Raw genomic sequence first — 21,238 nt, forward strand, 5'->3', positions numbered from 1 at the left:
GTAACCGGATAGGAGTTCAGTCATGGCACAGAAAAAAGGCGGCGGTTCCACACGGAACGGCCGCGATTCCGAGTCGAAGCGCCTGGGCGTGAAGGTGTACGGCGGCCAAGCCATCAACGCTGGCGGCATCATCGTTCGCCAACGCGGCACCCGCACGCACGCTGGCGTGAACGTGGGCATGGGCAAGGACCACACCCTCTTCGCGCTGGTCGATGGCCACGTGAAGTTCGCCACCCGCGGCGAAGGCAAGAAGCAGTTCGTCGACGTTGTTCCGGCGGCCTGATCCAGCCTTGTAGTCAAAAGGCCCCGCACCCGTGCGGGGCTTTTTCGTTTCTGGCGCTAACAAAACGCGGCCGATGATGCCCGGCGGTACGATGTGGCCGGCGCGTTCTGTTAGCTCCATTTCCCTTACTGCCGTGCGCGTGTGCCGCACGGGCGGAGACCTCCATGAAGTTCATCGACGAAGCCCGGATTGAAGTGATCGCTGGTGACGGCGGCAACGGCAGCGCCTCGATGCGCCGCGAGAAATTCGTCCCGTTCGGGGGGCCGGACGGCGGTGACGGTGGACGCGGCGGCAGCGTGTGGGCGGTGGCCGACCGCAACATCAATACGCTGATCGACTACCGCTTTGCCAAGAAGCACCAGGCGCGCAACGGCGAGAACGGCCGTGGCTCGGACTGCTACGGTGCCGCGGGCGAGGACATCACCCTGCGCCTGCCCGTCGGTACGGTCATTTATGACGCCGATACCGACGAGCTGATCGCTGACCTCACGGTCGACGGGCAACGCCTGTGCCTGGCGCGCGGTGGCGAGGGCGGCTGGGGCAACATCCACTTCAAGTCGAGCACCAATCGCGCGCCGCGCCAGAAGACCGACGGCAAGCCGGGCGAGCGCCGCAACCTGCGTCTCGAACTGAAGGTGCTCGCCGATGTGGGGCTGCTCGGCATGCCCAATGCAGGCAAGTCCACGCTCATCACCGCCATCTCCAACGCGCGCCCGAAGATTGCCGATTACCCGTTCACGACGCTGCACCCGAACCTGGGCGTGGTGCGGACGGGTCCGTCGAAGTCCTTCGTGGTGGCGGACATCCCCGGGCTGATCGAAGGCGCGGCAGAAGGCGCCGGCCTGGGGCACCAGTTCCTGCGCCACCTGCAGCGCACGCGCTTGCTGCTTCACGTGGTCGACCTGGCGCCGTTCGACGAGAGCGTCGATCCGGTGGCCGAGGCCAAGGCCATCGTCGGCGAGTTGAAGAAGTACGATGCCGAGCTGTACGACAAGCCGCGCTGGCTGGTGCTGAACAAGCTCGACATGGTGCCCGAGGAAGAGCGTGAAGCGCGCGTGAAGGATTTCGTGAAGCGCTTCAAATGGAAAGGGCCGGTGCACCGCATCTCGGCGCTCACGCACGATGGCACGCAGGCGCTGGTCCACGCCATCCAGGAATACCTGGACGAACTGCGCGCCGAAGAAGACGCCGCCGCCGCCGCGCCCGACCTGCGCCTCGATCCGACGCTGCACAACGTCGATCACGACGGCGACACCAACGCATAACCACAACATTCTTCGGAGACACGCCACCATGGCCCTGCGTTCGCTGATTGCCGATGCGCGCCGCCTTGTTGTCAAGGTCGGTTCCAGTCTGGTCACCAATGACGGACGAGGCCTGGACCAGGCTGCCATCGCACGCTGGGCAGCGCAGATCGCGGCGTTGCGCGCGGCCGGCAAGGAAGTCGTGCTGGTCAGCTCCGGCGCGATTGCCGAAGGCATGCAGCGCCTGGGCTGGGCCAGGCGTCCGAAGGAGATCCACGAACTGCAGGCCGCTGCCGCCGTGGGGCAGATGGGCCTGGCGCAGGTGTACGAATCGGAGTTCGCGCGGCACGGCATCCGCACGGCGCAGGTGCTGCTCACGCATGGCGACCTGGCCGACCGCGAGCGCTACCTCAACGCGCGCTCCACGCTGCTCACGCTGCTGGGCCTGGGGGTCGTGCCCATCATCAACGAGAACGACACGGTCGTCACCGACGAAATCAAGTTCGGCGACAACGACACGCTTGGCGCGCTCGTCACCAACCTGATCGAAGGCGATGCGCTGATCATCCTGACCGACCAGCGCGGCCTCTACACCGCCGACCCGCGCAAGGATCCGAACGCCCGCTTCGTGGACGAGGCGCAGGCCGGTACGCCCGACCTGGAGCAGATGGCCGGCGGTGCCGGCACGAGCATCGGCAAGGGCGGCATGCTGACGAAGATTCTGGCGGCCAAGCGCGCGGCCAAGTCGGGCGCGCACACCATCATCGCCTCGGGTCGTGAAGAGAACGTGCTGGCGCGCCTGGCCAACGGCGAGGCCATCGGCACGCAGTTGCGCGCCCAGACGGGCCGCATGGCGGCGCGCAAGCAATGGATGATCGACCACCTGCAGCTGCGCGGACGCGTGGTCCTCGATGCCGGCGCGGTGGAAAAACTCACGGCGGGCGGCAAGTCACTGCTGCCGATCGGCGTGACCGAGGTGCAGGGTGAGTTCGCACGCGGGGAGGTGATCTCTTGCGTGGATGCGGCCGGGCGCGAAGTGGCGCGCGGGCTGACGAACTATTCGTCTGCCGAGGCGCGGCTGATTGCCCGCAAGGCTTCCTCCGAGATTGAAGCCGTGCTGGGTTATGTCAGCGCGGCCGAGCTCGTCCACCGGGACAACCTCGTGCTGCTCTGATCCCGCTCGGACGGGTCAAAACAACAAGGCCAACCTCGCAAGGGGTTGGCCTTTGTCTTTGGATGCGCGGTGTTGCTCAGGGCCCGTAATAGCGCCCGGACTGGCTCAGCCGCCGCACGAGCGTAGAGGCCCGACCGTCTCCCGCCACCGAGCGCACGTCGCAGAAGTACGTGCGCATGAGGGCCGAGGCGTAGTCGGTCGGCCCGCCGTTGCCCACGCGCTGCCAGTCGCCGGCGGCCTTGTAGGCGTTCATGCTGGCGGAGTCGGCGTTGGCGCTTTCGTTCATGTCGACGGCGCGATTGCCGACCCACTGGTTGGTGTCGTTGCGCAGCGTCGCGTAGATGCGGCGCTCGGCGGTGTCGCAGCGCAGGCCTTCGTAGTTGACGTTGCGCGCGCCGGTCCGGCTGGTGATCAGCACCGTGTAGCGCACCACGTTGTCCTTGCCGATGGACACCGATTTCGGATCGATCGCAAAGCGCAGCGGTGAATCGCTGCGGCCGCCGACCTCAAACGGCACCGCATCGCGGTCGACCGGCGGAGCGGGGAAGGTGACAGCGTCTTCCTTGAACGGCTTGTCATTGAACGGGTCCAGCAGCAGCCTGTCTTCGAGATCGCCAGTGCGGTTGTGGCCACATGCCGCCAACGCCAGCGCAGCCGCCAGCGCGAGCGGCACGAGAGCGCGTCGCGCTCCACGTGTCGTCGTCTTCAGAGTCACGAATTGTCCTTGGGAACCGTGTCGTCGGGGTTGGGAGAGGAGGAGGGGCCCGGCAGGGGCACGCTTACCGTTTCGACGATGACCGTGGTGGACGTGGCCGTCGTCAGCGCCGGTTGCGGGCGCTGTCCGCGCCCAGGTGGATCGCTGCGGCCTGCCTGGGCGCCGGGGCGCTCGCGGCCGTCGCGCTCGCGGTGCTGGCCCGTGCGCCCGTAGGGCGACAGCGGTGCACGGTTCTGCCGCTGCACGAAGCGCGACAGCTCCGACAGCGCCAGCTGGTACACCTCGCGCTTGAACTCGATGACGGCGTCCAGCGGCACCCAGTACTGGCTCCACCGCCAGGCATCGAACTCCGGATGCTCGGTGGCGCGCAGCTGGATGTCGCAGTCGCGACCGACCATGCGCAGCAGGAACCAGATCTGTTTCTGGCCCCGATAGTGGCCGCGGATCTCGCGGCGGATGAACTTGTCCGGCACCTCATACCGCAGCCAGTCGCGCGTGCGACCGACGATCCGGACGTGTTCCGGCAGCAGGCCAACTTCTTCGTGCAGTTCGCGGTACATCGCCTGTTCGGGCGTTTCGCCGTACTTGATGCCGCCTTGTGGAAACTGCCAGGAGTGCTCGCCAATGCGCTTGCCCCAGAACACCTCGTTTCTTGCGTTGATGAGGATGATGCCGACGTTCGGGCGGAAGCCTTCACGATCGAGCATGACTGCACCTCGAATACTTTAGAATTACGCCGATTATAGAGCGGCCCGTGGCCCGGCTGTCACCGAAGCCGAAATGTTGCCGCTCACTCGCGCCTCCTGGGGGAGGGCGCCGAGCACGCCAATGTGCGGCCGACGCCTCGTCTCATCTCCTGATTCCGGTGGCTTTTGCCCTTGTTCTCGCGGCTTTGGTTCGCCGCGCCATCCCTTATTGTCAGTCGCATGAAAGCGTCCCAGTTCTTCATTTCCACCCTCAAGGAAGCGCCCGCCGACGCGGAGATCGTCTCGCACAAGCTGATGATGCGTGCCGGCATGATCAAGAAGCTCGGCGCGGGCCTCTATACGTATATGCCCGTGGGTCTGCGCGTGATCCGCAAGGTCGAGCAGATCGTGCGTGAGGAAATGAACGCCGCCGGCGCGGTGGAAGTGCTGATGCCGGTCGTGCAGCCGGGCGAGCTGTGGCAGGAGACTGGCCGCTGGGACAAGATGGGCGACGAGCTCCTGCGCTTCAAGGACCGCCACGAGCGCGACTTCGTCATCCAGCCGACCTCGGAAGAGGTGGTCACGGACATCGCCCGCACCGAGATCCGCTCGTACAAGCAGTTGCCGGTCAACTTCTACCAGATCCAGACCAAGTTCCGTGACGAGCGCCGTCCGCGCTTCGGCGTCATGCGTGGCCGCGAATTCACCATGAAGGACGCGTACTCCTTCGACCGCGACGCGGAAGGGCTCAAGGTCTCGTACCAGAAGATGTTCGACGCATACATGCGCATCTTCCGGCGTTTTGGCTTGGAGTTCCGCGCGGTGGCGGCCGACAACGGCGCCATCGGCGGTTCGGGCTCGCAGGAATTCCACGTGATTGCCGAGACGGGCGAAGACGCCATCGTGTACTGCCCGACGTCGGACTACGCCGCCAACGTCGAGGCCGCCGAGGCCGTGGCGCCGGCCACGCCCCGCGGTGCCGCCACGGAGGTGCTCACGAAGACCCACACGCCTGGCCGCGCCAAGTGCGAGGCGGTGGCCGAACAGCTGGGCATTCCGCTGTCGCGCACGGTCAAGTCGATCGTGCTGGCGACGGACGTGGATGGCGGCGAGCCGCAGATCTGGCTGCTGCTGCTGCGCGGCGATCACGAGCTCAACGAGGTGAAGGCATCGAAGGTGCCGGGCCTGGCCGATTTCCGCTTCGCCACCGAGGGCGAAATCCTGCGTGCATTCGGCACGCGTCCCGGTTACCTGGGCCCCATCGGCACCAAGCACCCGGTCAAGGTGGTGGCGGACCGCACCGTGGCGGTGATGAGCGACTTCGTCGTCGGTGCCAACGAAGAGGATTACCACTACACCGGTGCCAACTGGGGCCGCGACCTGCCCGAGCCGGAAGTCTACGACCTGCGCAACGTCGTGGAAGGCGACCCTTCGCCGGACGGCAAGGGCACGCTCGCCATCTGCCGCGGCATTGAAGTCGGCCACGTCTTCATGCTCGGCACCAAGTATTCGGAGGCGATGAACGCCACGTTCCTCGACGAGAACGGCAAGACCCAGCCCATGGTGATGGGCTGCTACGGCATCGGCATCACGCGGATCCTCGGCGCGGCCATCGAGCAGAACTACGATGCGCGCGGCATCATCTGGCCGGCGTCGATCGCGCCGTTCCAGGTCGTGATCTGTCCCGTGGGCTATGACCGCTCCGACGCCGTGCGCGCCGAGGCCGACCGCCTGCACGCAGAGTTGGTCGCCGCAGGCATCGACGTCATCCTGGATGACCGTGGCGAGCGCCCGGGCGCGATGTTCGCCGACTGGGAGCTGATCGGCGTGCCGTTCCGCGTCGTGGTGGGTGACCGCGGCCTCAAGGAAGGCAAGCTGGAATTCCAGGGCCGCCGCGATGAGGCCGCCACCGCCGTGGCGCCGGCCGATGTGCTGGCCACACTGAAGGCGCGTCTCGCGCAATAACGCACGCCACCGCATGTGCTGCCGCCTGCCCCGTCCGATTTCCGCCGCACTGTGTGCGGCCGTGCTGCTTGCAGGCGCGCAGGCGGCGTGGGCGGGCGCGCAGAAAGAGGAATACCTGGCGGACTCCGTGCGCAGTGCGCTGTCTGCCGCCGTGGCCGACAGCCGCCCGCTGCGCCCCGTGTTTGCCAGCAATGAGGAGCAGCTCGGCTACCTGCGCTGGCTGGCCGAGATGTCGGTGCGCCTGTCGAGCAAGATTCCGCAGGCGTCGGTACGCGTCGAGCTGATCGAGACGGCGTACTACGAGGCCAAGCGCGCGGGCCTGGACCCGGCGCTCGTACTCGGCCTGATCCAGGTGGAAAGCGGTTTCCGCAAGTACGCCATCAGCAGCGCCGGCGCGATGGGCCTGATGCAGGTGATGCCGTTCTGGACGCGTTCCATCGGCGACAAGGACGTCCGCAAGCTCTTCCACCTGCAGAGCAACCTGCGCTACGGCTGCACGATCCTGCGGCATTACCTCGACATGGAAGGCGGCAACCTGTACCTGGCGCTGGGCCGCTACAACGGCAGCCGGGGCCAGCCGCAATATCCGAATGCGGTGCTGGCGGCGTGGAAGCGCTGGCAGTACGAGGAGTCGAGCGCCATGACGGTATCCGCGCCGGTTCCGGCCGAACCTGGCCGGCGTGCAAAGGCCGCGCCGGAGGCACCCGCGCGCAACCCGTTCTCGCCGCTGCGGATCGCCGGCGGTTCGTGATCGTCCTCTAGCGGGCGGTCGGCCTACAATAGGGCCATCTTTCCCGCTCGCTGCATCCTGCGCATGTCTACGACCCAACCGTACGCGACGATGTCCGACGCGCTGCACGACTGGCTGCAGCGTCACGTGGACGAAGGCTTCGAGGCAGAGCCGCTGGTGGCCTCGATGGTGCAATCCGGCTATGACGGCGCCTTCGCACGGCGCGTGGTCGAGGAGGCGCTTGCCCGTCGCGCGCCGGCTCCTTCCGGGGCGCCCGTACCCGTCCCTGCCGTGGAGGCGCCGGATGAGAACAGCAATGCCGTCCGCACGGCCGACGGCGATATTCCGATCCTCTTCGCCATCGAAACGCCGCGCATCGTGCTGTTCCAGCACTTCCTCTCGGACGACGAGTGCGACCAGCTGATCGCCATCGGGCGGAATCGGCTCAAGCGTTCACCGGTGGTGAACCCCGAGACCGGCGAGGAAAACCTGATCGCCGCGCGCACCAGTGAGGGTGCGATGTTCCAGGTGGGCGAGCACCCGCTCATCGCCCGGATCGAGGCGCGGATCGCGCAGGCCGTGGGCGTACCGGTCGAGCACGGCGAGGGCTTCCAGGTGCTGCACTATGAGCCGGGCGGCGAATATCAGCCGCACTTCGATTTCTTCAATCCGGGCCGCACCGGCGAGGCGCGCCAGCTCGAGGTCGGCGGCCAGCGCGTGGCCACCATGGTCATCTACCTGAACAGCGTGCAGGCCGGCGGCGCGACGGGCTTTCCGAAGCTCGGGCTGGAGGTGGCGCCAGTCAAGGGCAACGCGGTCTTCTTCGTCTACAAGCGGCCCGATGGCACGCTCGATGAAGACACGCTGCATGCCGGCCTGCCGGTCGAGCGCGGCGAAAAGTGGATCGCCACCAAGTGGTTGCGCGAACGCCCGTACCGCCGCAGTGCCTGAGCGACGGTCGGGCGCATGGAATACACGTTCCTCTCGGCGACGATTCTGCTGGTGCTGATCACCGATCCGCTCGGCAACATTCCCATCTTCATCTCTGCGCTCCGGCCGGTGCCGGTGGAGCGGCGCAACCGCGTGGTGCTGCGCGAGGTCGGCATCGCGTTTGCGCTGCTGCTCGTCTTCATGTTCTTCGGCGAGGGCTTTCTGCGCATGATGAGCCTGACCGACATGTCGCTGCAGATCGCGGGCGGCATCGTGCTGTTCCTGATCGCGCTGCGCATGATCTTTCCGCGCGAAGGCGCCGCCGATGCGCAGCCGACCACCGAGCCCTTCATCGTGCCGCTGGCGATTCCCGCCATCGCTGGGCCGTCGGCGATGGCCACGGTGATGCTGCTGGTGTCGCAGGCGCCGGGTCGCATGTGGACATGGGTCGGCTCGCTATGCGCGACGATGGCCGTGTGCGCGGTGGTGTTGCTGAGCGCCACGCACATCCAGCGACTGGTGGGCGAGCGTACCGTGATGGCCTTCGAGCGGCTGATGGGACTGATCCTGGTGGCGATCTCGGTCGAGATGCTGCTCAAGGGCATCCGCATCTTCGCCCAACAGCTTTGAGCGCGGCGCCGGCAACAAAAAGGGCGACTCGGTGGTCGCCCATTTTTTTGCCCGCGCGCTACGTCAGGTGTTCTTGAGCGCGCGGATGCTCGGCAGGTTGCGCCAGTAGCCCTTGGCGTCCATGCCGCAGCCGAACACGTACCGGTCCGGCACGGAAAAACCGCAGAAATCGGGGTACAGCGGCTTGTCCTTGGCGAGCTTCTTCTCGCACAGCACGGCGGAGTAGAACTCGGCGGCGCCCATGTCGATGATGCGCGAGCGGATGGCGGCCATCGTTTCGCCTTCGTCGAGGATGTCGTCGAGCACCAGCACCGTGCGGCCCTTGACCGACTCGCGCGGCGCGACGCGCCATTGCATCTCGCCGCCCACCGTCTGGTTGTTGTAGCGCGAGAGGTGGATGTAGTCGAACTCCAGGGGGAAGGTCAGCTTGGGCAGCAGCATGCCGGTAAAGACGGCCGCGCCTCCCATGACGGAGAGCACCATCGGGAAGGTGTCGCCGATCTTCTCGGTGATCTCTTCGGCCATGCGGTCCAGCGAGCCGCGCACGGCCTCTTCGCTGACGATTTCTTCGGAGTTCGCCCAGAGTTCGCGGGCCTGTTCTGCGCTCAGCATCGTGTCAGTGGGGGGAAACGGTTCGGTTCAAATCGGTCAGGGGGTTCGAGGCGACAGGGTAGCCGCCTCAGCGGCCGCCGAACAAGCCCTTCATGCCGCCTTTCATGCCGCCCATGGCGCGCATCATCTTCATCATGCCGCCGCCCTTGAGCTTCTTCATCATGCCTTGCATCTGCTCGAACTGGTTGAGCAGGCGGTTGACTTCCTGCACCTGCACGCCCGCACCGGCGGCAATGCGGCGCTTGCGGCTCGCCTTGATCAACTCCGGCTTGGCGCGCTCGGCCGGCGTCATGCTGTTGATGATGCCTTCCATGCGGCGGACCTGCTTTTCGGCCTGGTCCATGTTGGCGCCCTGCGCCTGCTGCGCCATCTGCGCCGGGAGCTTGTCGATCAGGCTGCCCAGGCCGCCCATCTTCTTCATCTGGCCGATCTGGGCCTTGAAGTCTTCCAGGTCGAAGCCGCCGGTCTTCTTGATCTTGGCCGCGAGCTTCTGCGCCTCCTCCATGTCGACACCGCGCTGCGCCTCTTCGACCAGCGCGAGGATGTCGCCCATGCCCAGGATGCGCTGGGCCATGCGGTCGGGGTAGAACGGCTCCAGCCCGTCGAGCTTCTCGGCCACGCCGACGAACTTGATCGGCTTGCCCGTGATGTGACGCACCGACAGCGCCGCGCCGCCGCGTGCATCGCCGTCGAGCTTGGTGAGCACCACGCCCGTGAGCGGCAGGGTGTCGTTGAACGCCTTGGCGGTGTTGACGGCATCCTGGCCGAGCATCGCGTCGACCACGAACAGCGTTTCGGCCGGCTTGAGCGTGGCGTGCAGCGCGGCGATCTCCTGCATCATCGCCTCGTCAATGCCAAGGCGGCCGGCCGTGTCGACGATCAGCACGTCGTGGTAGTGCTTCTTGGCCCAGTCCACTGCGGCGGCGGCAATGTCCACCGGCTTCTGGTCGGGCTGCGAGGGGAAGAAGTCGGCGCCGACCTGCTCCGAGACGGTCTTCAGCTGCGCGATGGCGGCGGGGCGGTACACGTCGCACGACACCGTCAGCACTTTCTTCTTCTTGTTCTCTTTGAGCCACTTGGCCAGCTTGCCGACGGTGGTGGTCTTGCCGGCACCCTGCAGGCCGGCCATCAGGATGATCGCGGGCGGCGTGACGTTGAGGTTCAACTCCGCCGCACGGCCGCCGAGGACGTTGTTGTCGACGCCTTCGAGCGCTTCCTGGCCGCCGATGATGGCGGTCAGCTCACGCTGCACGATGCCGACCAGCGCCTGCCCCGGCGAGAGGCTCGTGATGACTTCCTCGCCGAGCGCCTTTTCCTTGACGCGGGCAATGAACTCGCGCACGACCGGCAGCGCCACGTCGGCCTCGAGCAGCGCCAGGCGGACTTCGCGCAGCATCTCGGCGGTATTGGCTTCGGTGAGGCGCGCTTCGCCGCGCATGGTCTTGACCACGCGCGCGAGCCGTTGGGTCAGGTTATCCAGCATGACAGTGACAGGAATCCGGAATGGGGGACAGCGTTGGGGAAGAAGCGGCCGGCGCGGGCTTGCGTCGCGCCGGCTCGAATGGGGTTATTGCCAGCATGTTGCGTCGCCGCCCGGTGGGGGCCTCGGCGGGGCGGGCCCCGGCCAAAACCAGGGTGCGCTGCGGTAAACTGTGCAAATGGTGATTGTACTGTATGCGCTGACGGCGCTTCTCTACGGCACCCTCGCCTGGGCGGCGTGGGCGCGACGCGGCGGGCTCGAGGCTCCGGCCGCGGCTGGAGCCATCGGCGCGGGCGGGCACCCACCCGGCGGTACGGTCCTCGTGCCGCCGCCGCCGGCGTCCGCGGGCACTGCGCCCGGCTGGTGGCGCTGGGCGCTGCTCGGCGCGCTGTGCGCCCACGGCCTGCTGCTGCACGAGACGATCTTCCCGCCCAGCGCGATGGTGTTCGGTTTCGCCTATGCGCTCTCGGCCATGCTGTGGCTGGGTGTGGGCATCTTCTGGATCGAAAGCCTTTTCTTCTCGCTGGCCGGCCTCGGGCTGCTGGTGATGCCCGTGGCGCTGGTCGGCAGCCTGCTGCCGCTGGCCTTTCCCGGCGCGCAGATTCTCGGCTACGCGGCCAGCCCCCTGTTCAAGCTCCACTTTGCCATCGCCAACGTGGCCTACGGGCTGTTCACGCTGGCGGCGTTCCACGCGATCCTGATGCTGGCCGCCGAGCGCCGTCTGCATACCATGCACCGTCCGGCAGAAGGCGGGTGGCTGAGCCGCTGGCTCGACCTGCTGCCGCCGCTGCTCACGCTCGAAAAGCTGCTGTTCCGCCTGATCGGCGCCGGTTTCGTGCTGCTCACCCTGACCATCGCCTCGGGCGTGCTGTTCTCCGAGCAGCTGTTCCACCGCGCCGTCCATTTCGATCACAAGAACGTCTTTGCGGTGCTGTCGTGGCTCATGTTCGGCGGCATCCTGATCGGCCGCCACTTCTATGGCTGGCGTGGCCGGGTGGCGCTGCGCTGGGTGATGGCCGCCTTCGCGATCCTGCTGCTGGCCTACGTGGGCAGCCGCTTCGTGCTCGAGGTCATCCTGCATCGCACGTAGCCGGCCTGCGCGGCTGTCCGACCCTGTTCCGTTTCCCATGGCGCGTCCTGTCCTGCTGATCCTGATGCTGCTTGCCGGCTGGTGGTGGTTGAGCCGCCTGGCTGCGCGCCCGTCCCGTCCGTCGGGCGCGCCTGCCGGCGCGGGCGAGCAGGCGCCCGGGTCGCACGCTTCGCAGCCTATCGAGCAATGCGCCGTGTGCGGGGTGCACGCGCCGCGCACCGGCATGATCGCGCTGCCCGGTGGCCGTTACCGTTGTCCAGAGCACGCCGACCGGGGCCGCGCATGACGCCGGAGGCCTCCGGCACCGCGCACGCCAGGCCCGCGGGCGCAGAGGAAGCCGCACCGACACCCGCCGGCCGCAGCGTGCTGTCGCGCCTGAACGCATGGCGGGCCATCCGCTCGGTGTGGCGCGAACCGGATCCGCCCGAGTTCCAATGGCGCCTGCTGCGCTATTTCGCCTTCAGCCGCGCGGCCGTTGCGCTGGTGCTGCTGCTGTTCGTGATGGTGCCGCGCGAGCACAACGAAGCGGCGGCGCTCCTCAATGACGAAGCCCTGCTGAGCCTGACGCTGCCGTACCTGGCGCTCGCGCTGCTGATCCTGGCCGCTGCGGGGTGGTGGCGTTCGCGGTTCCAGTTCCGGGTGCGGCTCGATGTGGTGCTCGATCTGCTGTTCCTGGGGCTGGCGTACGCGACGCTCTCGCGCCTGTCGGCGAGCGTCGCGATGGTGCTGCTGATGCCGGTGCTGGCCGCGGGCGCGCTCACCAGCCTGCTCTTTGCGCTGTTCACCGCGGCCGTGGCGTCGATGGTGGTGCTGGCGGATCCGTTCCTGCAGATGCTCGGCGATGGCGTGATCGCGCCAGGGCTGGCATCGGCGGGGCTGTATGGCCTCGTCTACATGATGGCCGCGTTGATGATGGTCGGCCTGTCGCACCGCCAGATCGCGCAGGAGCGCCTGACGCTCGCGCGCGAGCGCGAGCTGCGGCTGCAGCAGCTCGTCAACCGGCTGATGGTCCATGACATGCAGGACGGCGTGATGCTGGTGCGTGCCGACGGCCGCGTCGTCGCCGCGAACCCGGCGGCGGCCGTGCTGCTGGGCGTGCCGCAGAGCGCCTTCGCCGCCGGCGGTGCGATGCTGTTCGACCTGAAGGACGTGCCGCACCTGCGCCCGCTGCTGGAGACGCTGCGCCAGTGGCTGCGCCGCAAGAGCCGCCCCGCAGAGCGCACCGGAGACGACGACGCGCCGCGCATTCTCGACCTCCTGCCGGTGGTTCCGGGCGGCCGCGCCGCGCTGCATGCCCGGCTGCGCCTGCGCTTCATCCTGCCCAGCCTGGCGAACCTGCGCAGCGTCTATATGGAAAGCCTGGTCAGCACCATCGGCCTGGGCCGACCGGGCGAGGTCGACTCGCCGCGGCTGCGCCATCCTTCGGCGGAGGCCACCACTCAGGGCTGGTCGGCCGACGACGAGGCCTTTCTGCGCCACGAGCTGCATGACACCGTGCTCGTCCACGTGGAAAGCTGGGAGCGCGTGGCCGAGCAGGCCCAGCAGGAAAAGCTCGCGTCGATGGGGCGGCTGGTGGCCAGCGTCGCGCACCAGATTCGCAATCCGCTGGCGGCCATCAGTCAGGCGGCCGAGTTGCTGGATGACCCGGGCGACGGCGGTGAACACGCCCGCCGGGAAGGCTCGGGTGTGGAAACGCGCCTGCTGCGCATCATCCGCGACAACGTGCGCCGGCTCGACCAGGTGGTCGCCGACGTGCTGATGCTGTCGCGCCGCCCGCGTGGTGAGCGCGTGCGCGTGCAACTGGCACAGGTGCTTCCGGAGGTGGTCGAGCGCTGGCGCGCCGAAGCGCTGCGCCGCGCGGGCGAATCGGCTGAAATCAACCCGAATCTCGTGCGCGTGGCGGTGGATCTGGACAAGCCTGTTTTGTTCGACCCCGCGCAATTGCAGCAGGTGGTGGGCAACATGCTCGACAACGCGCTGCGCTACTGCCGCCGTGTGCCGGGCTCCATCCTGCTGGCCGCGTACGCGCTGGACGACACGCACGCCGAGCTCGTCATCTGGAACGACGGCCCCGAGGTCAGCGCCGAGCAGCAGCGCAGCCTCTTCGAGCCGTTCTTCACGAATGACGCCCAAGGCACCGGCCTGGGCCTGTACATGGCGCGCGAGTTGTGCAGCGCCAACGACGCGCAGATCCGCTACGGCGCCATCGCGCTGGAGTCCTTGCTCGATCGGACCGGAGCGTTGACCATGGAGGCGCGTGAGACGCTGCCGCGCCGAGCCTTCGTCATCACGCTGATGTTCGATCAACCCGCCCTGGCCGCAGCGGAATGAACCGCCGGCTGATATTCCGCTGACCTGCTGATCCATGTCCAAAGCCGCCATCGTTCGCGAACCCATCCTCGTCGTCGATGACGAAGCCGACCTGCGCGAGCTGCTGGAGATCTCCCTGCGCCGCATGGGGCACGACGTGGTGCTTGCCAGCGGCCTGGCCGAAGCGCGCGAGGCGCTGTCCCGTCAGCGCTTTGCGCTCGTGCTGACCGACATGCGCCTGGGCGACGGTCTGGGCATCGAACTCGTGCGCCAGCTCTCCGCCACTGCCGACCGCACGCCGGTGGCCGTCATCACGGCATACGGCAGCGCCGAGAACGCAGTGGAAGCGCTCAAGGCTGGTGCGTTCGACTACATCGCCAAGCCGCTCTCGCTCGACCAGCTGCGCAGCCTCGTGCTCAACGCGCTGGGGCGCCAGCAGCGCGATCCCGATCCCGGCAATGCCGATCTGGCAGAACGCACGAGCGAGCTGCTGCCCGGCCACTCGGCTGCCATGCAGGAGGTGCGCCGCTCGCTGATGCGCCTGGCGCGCAGCATGGCGCCGGTGGTGATCAGCGGCGAATCGGGCAGCGGCAAGGAACGGGCGGCGCGCGCCATCCATGCGTTGTCTGCGCGCTCGGCCCGGCCCTTCGTGGCCGTCAACTGCGGCGCGATTCCGGAAAACCTGATGGAGGCCGAGTTCTTCGGCTACGTGAAGGGCGCCTTCACCGGCGCAGACAGCGATCGCCAGGGCTTCTTCCAGGCGGCCAACGGCGGCACGCTGCTGCTCGACGAAGTGGCCGACCTGCCGCTGACGATGCAGGTGAAGCTGCTGCGCGCGCTACAGGAACGCCGCGTGCGCAAGATCGGCGAAAGCCGCGAAGATCCTGTCGACGTGCGCGTCGTCTGCGCAAGCCACCAGAACCTCGCGCGCCTGGTCGCCGCAGGGCGCTTTCGCGAAGACCTGTTCTACCGCCTGAACGTGCTCGAGCTGCGCATGCCCACGCTGCGCGAGCGCGCCGAAGACGTGCCCGTGCTGGCCGGCGTGCTGCTCGAGCAACTCGCCAACCGCTATGGCGATCCGCGTCCCAAGCGCCTCACGCGCGCGGCGCTGCAGCAGTTGTGCGCGTATCCGTTTCCGGGCAACGTGCGCGAGCTGGAGAACCTGCTCGAACGCGCGTACGCGTTTGCCGAGGGCGAGTCGATCGACGTGGACGACCTGGGCGCGCTGGGCGCCGAGATCGAGCGCTCGCCGCTGTTCCACCGGACGCGCGAGGCGCAGGCCGCAGCAGCCGGGATCCATCCGATGGCACCGCCACCGCCCGTGACGGGCTGGCCGGATGCCGTGTACATGCCCGCCCCGGCAGTGCCCAGCCCCATGGGCGCGTTGCAGCCCATGCAGCCGCCGCTCGCACAGCCTGCGGAGCCTGCACCGGCCGCCAAGCCCAGCGGGCCGCCGATGCCGAGCGTCGCGCTGCCCATCGACCTGCCGGCGTATCTGGAGTCTGTCGAGCGCAGCGTGATCCTGGCCGCGCTCGACCAGACCGGCTTCAACCGCACCGCGGCCGCCAAGCTGCTCGGCCTGTCGTTCCGGCAGTTGCGCTATCGGATGCAGCAGCTCGGCATTCGCGACCCGCGCGACGTGGAGCCGGCCAGCAACGGCCTCGGCGGCCAGAACGACGATGCATAAGCTGCCCGCCATGCATGTCGGCGCCGACGGCTGGGTCGATGCCATGCGTCGGCACCCGTCGCCCAACGTCGACGAACGGCCCGCGGGCATGCCGATCGACCTGATCGTCCTGCACAACATCAGCCTGCCGCCGGCACAGTCGGAGGCCGACTTCGGCACCGACGACGTACTGCGTTTCTTCACCAACACGCTCGACTGCGACGCGCATCCGTATTTCGATCAGCTGCGCGGCGTGCGCGTGTCGGCGCATTTCTTCGTCCGTCGCACGGGCGAATGCGTGCAATTTGCATCGTGCGACGCGCGCGCCTGGCATGCCGGTGCGTCGGACTTTTTCGGGCGCACGCGCTGCAACGATTTCTCGGTCGGCATCGAAATCGAGGGCACCGACGATCTGGCCTTCACGCCCGAGCAGTACGCCACCACGGCGTCGCTTGTGCGGGCGATCTGCGCGGCGTATCCGATTGCGGCGATCGCCGGTCATTCGGACATTGCCCCGGGCCGCAAGACAGACCCCGGACCGCATTTCGACTGGGCTCATCTGCGCGCGCTCGGCGGATTCAACGCGGCGTTGTTCCCGTATCAGCACGCGCTCTGAAATGAAAACGGGCGGCCCGTTGCGAGGCCGCCCACGTTTTCCTCTGCTGATCTTTCTCCTTCAGTGCCTGCCTCAGGTGCCCATCGCCGGGTCGGACACGCCGTCCTTGCCCGTTTCCATGCGACCGGCAAAGCGCCGCGTGAAGCCGCCTTGCGGCACCGTCACCGTGAAGTCGTACCAGTTGCCCTGGCGCGCGATCGGCCAGTGCTGGTCGAGCTGCTTGCCGGCCGGGATGTCGAACGTCCACGGGCCGTCGTTGCGGTACGCGTTCGGCTTGACGGTGAAAGTGCAGCCGGCGGTGCCGGTGTTCATCATCGTCACGTAGACCTCGGCGTTGGCCAGGTCGTAGCACACGCGGATTTCCGGTGCGCTTGAACCCGCTGCCGACACGGCGCTCACATCGCCCGAGAACGCGCGGTGGAAGCCGTTCGGGCCGAGCACCCACAGGTCGTATTTGCCCTTGTCGGCGGTGAACACGTCCCACGTGTCGTCGAGCATCTTGCCGGGCTCGACCGCATAGCGGCGCGGCACGCGGTCCAGATGCAGGCGGTCGTACACGTGGAAGACGGCGGCCGCTGTGCCGGTGTTACTGAAGATCAGGCGCAGCACGCGGTTGGTGGCGTCTTCGCGCGCGCTGACGTGCAGCTCGTACGGCAGGGCGCGCGAGGGGCGGGTGCCGGTGGCTTGCGTCGGCATCTGCTGCGCCGTCACCGAGGGCAGCGGCACCTGCGGCTTCAACCCTTGCGCGGTGCGGATCGAGTCGGCGGTCGCCTTGTCCCGGCTGGGCAGCGTCGGCAGCGTTTCGGTGTTCGGGTTGACGAAGTTGAAGGCGCTGGTCAGGTCGCCCAGCACCGCGCGGCGGTACGCGCTGATGTTCGGCTCCTTGACGTTGAAGCGCAGTTCCAGGAAGCGCAGCACCGAGGTGTGGTCGAACGCCTGCGAGTTCACCCAGCCGCCGCGGCTCCACGGCGAAACGATGTACATCGGCACGCGCGGGCCGGGGCCATAGGGGCGTTGGTCCGTGTGGTATTCGCCGGCCGTGCTCACCGTCGATTTGCCGGCCAGCACGCCGTTGTCATAAGCCGGGGCTGCGGGCGGCGGCACGTGGTCGAAGAAGCCGTCGTTCTCATCGAAGTTGATGAACAGCACGGTCTTGCTCCACACGGCCGGGTTGGCGGTGAGCGCGTTGAGCACTTCCTGCGTGTACCACGCGCCCTGCACGGGGCTCGACGGGCCGGGGTGTTCGGAATACGTGGCCGGCGCGACGATCCACGACACCTGCGGCAGCTGGCCGGCGGCAATGTCGTCCTTCAAGGCCTGCAGGAAGCCGCCGTCGGGCATGGTGTTGCCGACACCCTTGATGAGCGGGCTGACCGTCTCGTCGGCCGGCGTGTACGGCGGGAACGGGCTGCCGTCGGCCAGGTTGCCGCGCGCGGCGTTGGCATCGCGGTAGGCCTTGAAGCCGGCGAGCGGGTTGTCGGTGAAATTGTCCGGCATGTTCTGGTAGACCTTCCACGACACACCGGCCGCCTGCAGGCGCTCGGGGTAGGTCGTCCAGTTGTAGGTGACGCTGGCGTCGAGGTGGTCGCCGCTGTTGTCGATGACGGGGCCGCCCGCCGCGCCGGTCGGATCGTTCGTGCCCGTCCAGTGAAACAGGCGGTTGGTGTTGGTGCCGCCGTGGAACGAGCAGTGGTACGCATCGCACAGCGTGAAGGCGTTGGCGAGCGCGAACTGGAAGTCCAGCTCGGCCTGCTTGTAATAGCCCATCGACTGCGTCTGCTTGTACGTCGGCCACTTGCTCATGCGGCCCAGGTCCCACGCGTTCTGCGCATCGGGGTAGCTGTGCGGCGTGCCGGACACGCGCTGCGCGTTGCCGGCGCTGCTGTCGAGGTAATACGGCAGCACTGTGCGGCTCGGTCCGCTGCCTGGCACGTAGGTCTGCTGCCAGACGTTCAGGCCACCGGCCAGCGGGATGGGAAAGCGGTCGCCGAAGCCGCGCACACCTTGCAGCGTGCCGAAGTAGTTGTCGAACGAGCGGTTCTCCTGCATGAGGATCACCACGTGTTCGACGTCGCGGATCGTGCCGGTCGCGTTGTTGGCCGGGATGGCCAGCGCGCGGCGGATCGACGGCGGAAACGCGGCCAGTGCGGCAGCGGAGATCGCGCCCGTGCTGGCCAGCTTGAGGAAGTGGCGGCGGCCGCCTTGCTTGGTGTTGGAAGTCATGTCGGTCTCAGGCGTACGGAATGTACGAACGGGGGATCAGGGGGCGCAGCGCAGGTTCGGTTTGTCGGCCGGCGGTTTGCCGGGCTGATCCGGCTGGGTCGTGCCCGCGTCGGTTCCGGTGCCTGGCGTGCCGTCGTTCGAATCGCCGCCGCAGGCCGACAGCGACAAGGTGGCGGCGCACAGCAGCACGGCGGCCAGCCGGTGCGGCCGCGCGAGAGGGTGGATGAAGGGCTTCATGAGCGGTCTCGTTCGGGTTGGGGGAGGGGATCAGGGGTTCAGCGACGACAGCGGCTGGTGCGACGCGTTGATCGTCTTGAGTTCGTCCAGCGTCAGGCGGCGCGTCCACATGGCGAGGTCGTCGTAGGCCATCACGCCCTTGAGCGAGCCCGGGTTGTTGGGCACGTAGTTGTGCGTGGCGTCGTCGTTCAGGCCCCAGACCAGCGTGGCCAGGCCGCCCAGCTTCGTGACGTCGGTGTTGGCGATGGGCTTGTCTTCCACCTTCTGCGCGCCGAGCACCGGATCGAGGATGTAGGCGCTGAAGCGCTTGGCCTGCGTGTCCACCGACAGGGCGAGATACGCCCATTGGTTGGCGCTGAACTTCATGCCGTTGATGTCATCGCGCTTGCCGCCGCTGCCCAGGTTGAAGCGCACCTCGCAGCCGCCGAACAGGCCGAGCGCAATGCCCGCATTCGCGCCCGACGTGTAGTTCTTGTTGGAGAGGATCGGCTCGCCGGTGCCGTTGCCCTGCGCGCAGTCAGACTTGAACCAGAAGCCGATGGTGAACTGGGGGCTCAGGGCGATGTCGGCGCCGTTCTGCGTGAGCTTGTAACTGTCGACGCGCGAATCGACCGACAGCGCCGTGCCGCCGAACGGGTCGGTGGCTGCCGAGCCGCCGTCGGTGCCCAGCACCCAGGGGCCGATCGTCGAGCTGGCTTTGCGGTCGGTGGGCGGCAGCGGGTCGAAGCTGTAGTACGCCGCAAGGCCGTTGGTGAGCGTGGCTGCCAGCGGCGTAGGCGCAACGTAATCGATCTGCGCAAGCGTCGAGACCGGCATGTCATTGCGCACCACCGTGTAGTTGATGCGGTACAGGCCGGTCGCGGTGGCAAAGCTGTTGTCGGTGTACTGCGTGGCCGTGGCAGGCAGCGTGGCGACCGGCTTGCCATCGCGCAGCACGGTGATGGGGCCGCTGGCGGTGGTCGGGTTCTGCCACGTGAGCACCAGCGACGCGTTGTATTGGCCCACCGTGCTCTGGAGGTTGCGTACCCCCACGGCATTGGCCGTCAGCGCCGCGCCATCAAGCTTATGTGTGGCAGCCGGCACGGCGGCGTTCAGTTGCGCCAGGACGGTCGGCACGATGTCGGCCTCGCTCGGCAGCGCGGCCAGCGTGGCTTCGGAGGTGGGTGCGGCCGTGCCGTCCTTCCCCAGCACCGGGTTCGCGGTCTTGTTCAGGGCGATGAAGGCGGTGCGGTTCTCCAGCGTGGGCGCCGACGTGGTCGCGCCGGTTGCGTCGAGGCCATGGCTGGTGGTGACGACCACGAGCCAGTCTTCGCCCGGGTTGGCCGCCCGGCGCTGGGCGATGGCAGCCTGCAGCGTGCCGATGGCCTGGTCGACGTCGTGCAGGGCAGCGGTGTAAGCGTCGCTCTGCAAGCCTGCGTCAAGGGCAGCGGCGGCCGGCGCGCTGTACTGCGCGAAGACGACGTCGTAGCCCGATTGCACGAGCTTCACGCTGTGTTGCGTGACGCACGGATCGGCCTGGGCGCAGTCGACCAGCGTGTCGAGATTGCCCGCCTGCTGGTCCGCCTTGAGCAGCGCGGGCAGCACGGCCGAGCTGACGGCCGCGCCCAGGTGCGGGGTGGTGCCGGCGGCCTTGGCGGCGCCGCGCACGTAGCCGAAGACGGTCGGAGCGGCCAGCGTGGCGACGGTGTCGTCGGGCGCGCCGTGGCGGTTCTGCCAGGTGCCGGTCAGCACGGTGGCCCAGCTCGGGGTGTCGAGCGGCGGCTGGGCGGTCGTCGTACCGAGCGTGCCGCCCGTGGAGGCCGGCATGACCGATAGCGCGGCCAGGTTCGGCAGGCTGCGCCGCAACAGGCCGCGCTGGACCTGCGCATAGGTGGCGCCGTCCACGCCGACCACCAGCACTTTCCTGCTGGGGCCGGCCGGCGGCGGGCTGGTGTTGCCCTGGCCGGCGATTGGGGTACCATCGCTGCCCCCGCCGCAGGCCGCCAGTGCGGTGGCCAAGGTTGTGCCCAGCGCGGCCGTCAGCAGACGGCGGGCAGGTCGGTTCCAAGCCATGTCGATTTTCCTCGGTCGCGGTGATTGCGCTCCCTGCAATGCGACCGAAGCGTAGGGACGGGGCCTGTCGCTCAAGTGACAGCCGCGACAAGAATGCTGATGCCGCTATTCGGATTTCTTGTGCGTCGTCCACGGGCGACGCACCGGTGCAGTGCACGTCACGCAATTCCCTACCGAAGGTGAGGTGGTGTCTATCGCGCTTGCCTCACCGATAGAAAGAATTATTCTGGAAACGTGCGCATTGCGACGCCGCACGCCGGCCCCGTCGACCCTTTGTGCAGACTGGGATGGCGGGTTTGCGGCAGCGCATCCGGGATGGAAAGAAGGCCTTTCGCCCCCATCTGTCAAGACTGGTCATCTTCGACCGATCCACTATACTTAGCGCCAATCCCGGGATGAAACACTAGATGTAGTGGTCGCTTTCCGGGATTCTTATTTCGGCGCCACGCGGGGGCGGGCGTACGGCAGGTCAAGCCGGCGCTTGGGGGCTGAGAAAAGACAAGGGTCTTTTCGGTCTCTTTTTTCCTGCGTGGTGCCAGAGTCCGCCCTGGGGTTCCCCACCGGCGGACCCTCAATCGAACGGTTCAACAGGAGT

19 protein-coding genes are annotated in these 21,238 nt (G+C 67.7%); 12 read left to right on the plus strand and 7 right to left on the minus strand.

The genetic code is table 11. The annotated features are described in order from the left end of the window. Nucleotides 1–22: 22 nt before the first annotated feature. The 3 genes from rpmA to proB all read left to right on the plus strand — a co-directional run bounded on the left by rpmA (nucleotide 23) and on the right by proB (nucleotide 2,701). Nucleotides 23–283: a 50S ribosomal protein L27 gene (rpmA, locus tag KHN96_RS16625; RefSeq protein WP_009241587.1), complete on the plus strand. Its 261-nt coding sequence runs from the start codon at nucleotides 23–25 to the stop codon at nucleotides 281–283. Nucleotides 284–447: 164 nt separating this feature from the next. Further along, nucleotides 448–1,548: a GTPase ObgE gene (obgE, locus tag KHN96_RS16630; protein ID WP_045785947.1), complete on the plus strand. Its 1,101-nt coding sequence runs from the start codon at nucleotides 448–450 to the stop codon at nucleotides 1,546–1,548. Nucleotides 1,549–1,576: 28 nt separating this feature from the next. Then, nucleotides 1,577–2,701 (plus strand): glutamate 5-kinase, encoded by a 1,125-nt coding sequence (gene proB / locus KHN96_RS16635; RefSeq protein WP_180964244.1) that lies wholly within the window; start codon nucleotides 1,577–1,579, stop codon nucleotides 2,699–2,701. 76 nt (nucleotides 2,702–2,777) lie between these two features. On the opposite strand, the gene KHN96_RS16640 is transcribed toward proB, so the two are convergent. Further along, complete coding sequence (locus KHN96_RS16640) at nucleotides 2,778–3,416, minus strand: CNP1-like family protein (protein ID WP_045785948.1); 639 nt, start codon at nucleotides 3,414–3,416, stop codon at nucleotides 2,778–2,780. Next, nucleotides 3,413–4,123: an RNA pyrophosphohydrolase gene (locus KHN96_RS16645; RefSeq protein ID WP_045785949.1), complete on the minus strand. Its 711-nt coding sequence runs from the start codon at nucleotides 4,121–4,123 to the stop codon at nucleotides 3,413–3,415. Before KHN96_RS16645 ends, KHN96_RS16640 begins: the two co-directional genes overlap by 4 nt. 219 nt (nucleotides 4,124–4,342) lie before the next feature. Between KHN96_RS16645 and KHN96_RS16650 the strand changes: the two genes are divergently transcribed. From KHN96_RS16650 to KHN96_RS16665, 4 genes are all read left to right on the plus strand, one after another. Further along, the gene (locus KHN96_RS16650) at nucleotides 4,343–6,067 is read left to right on the plus strand and encodes a proline--tRNA ligase (RefSeq protein ID WP_062737995.1); all 1,725 of its coding nucleotides are present in this window, start codon (nucleotides 4,343–4,345) and stop codon (nucleotides 6,065–6,067) included. Between the two features lie 13 nt (nucleotides 6,068–6,080). Further along, entirely contained in the window at nucleotides 6,081–6,818 is a 738-nt protein-coding gene (locus KHN96_RS16655) for a lytic transglycosylase domain-containing protein (RefSeq protein ID WP_062737994.1), read from the plus strand. 63 nt (nucleotides 6,819–6,881) lie between these two features. After that, nucleotides 6,882–7,748 carry a 2OG-Fe(II) oxygenase gene (locus KHN96_RS16660; protein ID WP_045785952.1) on the plus strand — a complete coding sequence of 289 codons (867 nt, stop codon included), beginning with the start codon at nucleotides 6,882–6,884 and terminating at the stop codon, nucleotides 7,746–7,748. A gap of 15 nt (nucleotides 7,749–7,763) precedes the next feature. Beyond that, on the plus strand, nucleotides 7,764–8,357 hold the full coding sequence (locus tag KHN96_RS16665; protein WP_045785953.1) for a MarC family protein: 594 nt from the start codon (nucleotides 7,764–7,766) through the stop codon (nucleotides 8,355–8,357). Nucleotides 8,358–8,420: 63 nt separating this feature from the next. Here KHN96_RS16665 and KHN96_RS16670 read toward each other — a convergent pair whose 3' ends face one another. Both KHN96_RS16670 and ffh read right to left on the minus strand, forming a co-directional pair. Beyond that, complete coding sequence (locus KHN96_RS16670; RefSeq protein ID WP_045785954.1) at nucleotides 8,421–8,969, minus strand: hypoxanthine-guanine phosphoribosyltransferase; 549 nt, start codon at nucleotides 8,967–8,969, stop codon at nucleotides 8,421–8,423. 67 nt (nucleotides 8,970–9,036) lie between these two features. After that, nucleotides 9,037–10,452: a signal recognition particle protein gene (ffh, locus tag KHN96_RS16675; RefSeq protein ID WP_115044086.1), complete on the minus strand. Its 1,416-nt coding sequence runs from the start codon at nucleotides 10,450–10,452 to the stop codon at nucleotides 9,037–9,039. Nucleotides 10,453–10,627: 175 nt separating this feature from the next. On the opposite strand from ffh, the gene KHN96_RS16680 reads away from it, so the two are divergent. The 5 genes from KHN96_RS16680 to ampD are packed head-to-tail and all read left to right on the plus strand — an operon-like array spanning nucleotide 10,628 to nucleotide 16,131. After that, a complete protein-coding gene (locus KHN96_RS16680; protein ID WP_062737992.1) occupies nucleotides 10,628–11,539 on the plus strand; it encodes a cytochrome C assembly family protein in 912 nt (303 codons plus the stop codon). Nucleotides 11,540–11,576: 37 nt separating this feature from the next. Beyond that, nucleotides 11,577–11,825 carry a hypothetical protein gene (locus tag KHN96_RS16685; RefSeq protein WP_045785957.1) on the plus strand — a complete coding sequence of 83 codons (249 nt, stop codon included), beginning with the start codon at nucleotides 11,577–11,579 and terminating at the stop codon, nucleotides 11,823–11,825. Next, complete coding sequence (locus KHN96_RS16690) at nucleotides 11,822–13,870, plus strand: sensor histidine kinase (protein WP_062737991.1); 2,049 nt, start codon at nucleotides 11,822–11,824, stop codon at nucleotides 13,868–13,870. The genes KHN96_RS16685 and KHN96_RS16690 overlap by 4 nt, the downstream gene beginning before the upstream one ends. A gap of 34 nt (nucleotides 13,871–13,904) precedes the next feature. Continuing rightward, the gene (locus KHN96_RS16695) at nucleotides 13,905–15,536 is read left to right on the plus strand and encodes a sigma-54-dependent transcriptional regulator (protein WP_062737990.1); all 1,632 of its coding nucleotides are present in this window, start codon (nucleotides 13,905–13,907) and stop codon (nucleotides 15,534–15,536) included. After that, on the plus strand, nucleotides 15,529–16,131 hold the full coding sequence (ampD, locus tag KHN96_RS16700; protein WP_181817412.1) for a 1,6-anhydro-N-acetylmuramyl-L-alanine amidase AmpD: 603 nt from the start codon (nucleotides 15,529–15,531) through the stop codon (nucleotides 16,129–16,131). Before KHN96_RS16695 ends, ampD begins: the two co-directional genes overlap by 8 nt. 72 nt (nucleotides 16,132–16,203) lie before the next feature. Here the strand turns inward: ampD and KHN96_RS16705 are convergent, their stop codons facing one another. The 3 genes from KHN96_RS16705 to KHN96_RS16715 are packed head-to-tail and all read right to left on the minus strand — an operon-like array spanning nucleotide 16,204 to nucleotide 20,643. Continuing rightward, on the minus strand, nucleotides 16,204–18,354 hold the full coding sequence (locus tag KHN96_RS16705; RefSeq protein ID WP_062737989.1) for a phosphocholine-specific phospholipase C: 2,151 nt from the start codon (nucleotides 18,352–18,354) through the stop codon (nucleotides 16,204–16,206). A gap of 36 nt (nucleotides 18,355–18,390) precedes the next feature. After that, nucleotides 18,391–18,591 (minus strand): hypothetical protein, encoded by a 201-nt coding sequence (locus tag KHN96_RS16710; RefSeq protein WP_045785961.1) that lies wholly within the window; start codon nucleotides 18,589–18,591, stop codon nucleotides 18,391–18,393. 30 nt (nucleotides 18,592–18,621) lie between these two features. Then, complete coding sequence (locus KHN96_RS16715; RefSeq protein ID WP_045785962.1) at nucleotides 18,622–20,643, minus strand: alkaline phosphatase family protein; 2,022 nt, start codon at nucleotides 20,641–20,643, stop codon at nucleotides 18,622–18,624. Nucleotides 20,644–21,238: the final 595 nt, after the last annotated feature.

This window comes from Ralstonia mannitolilytica, assembly GCF_905397375.1.
Lineage (GTDB): Bacteria > Pseudomonadota > Gammaproteobacteria > Burkholderiales > Burkholderiaceae > Ralstonia > Ralstonia mannitolilytica.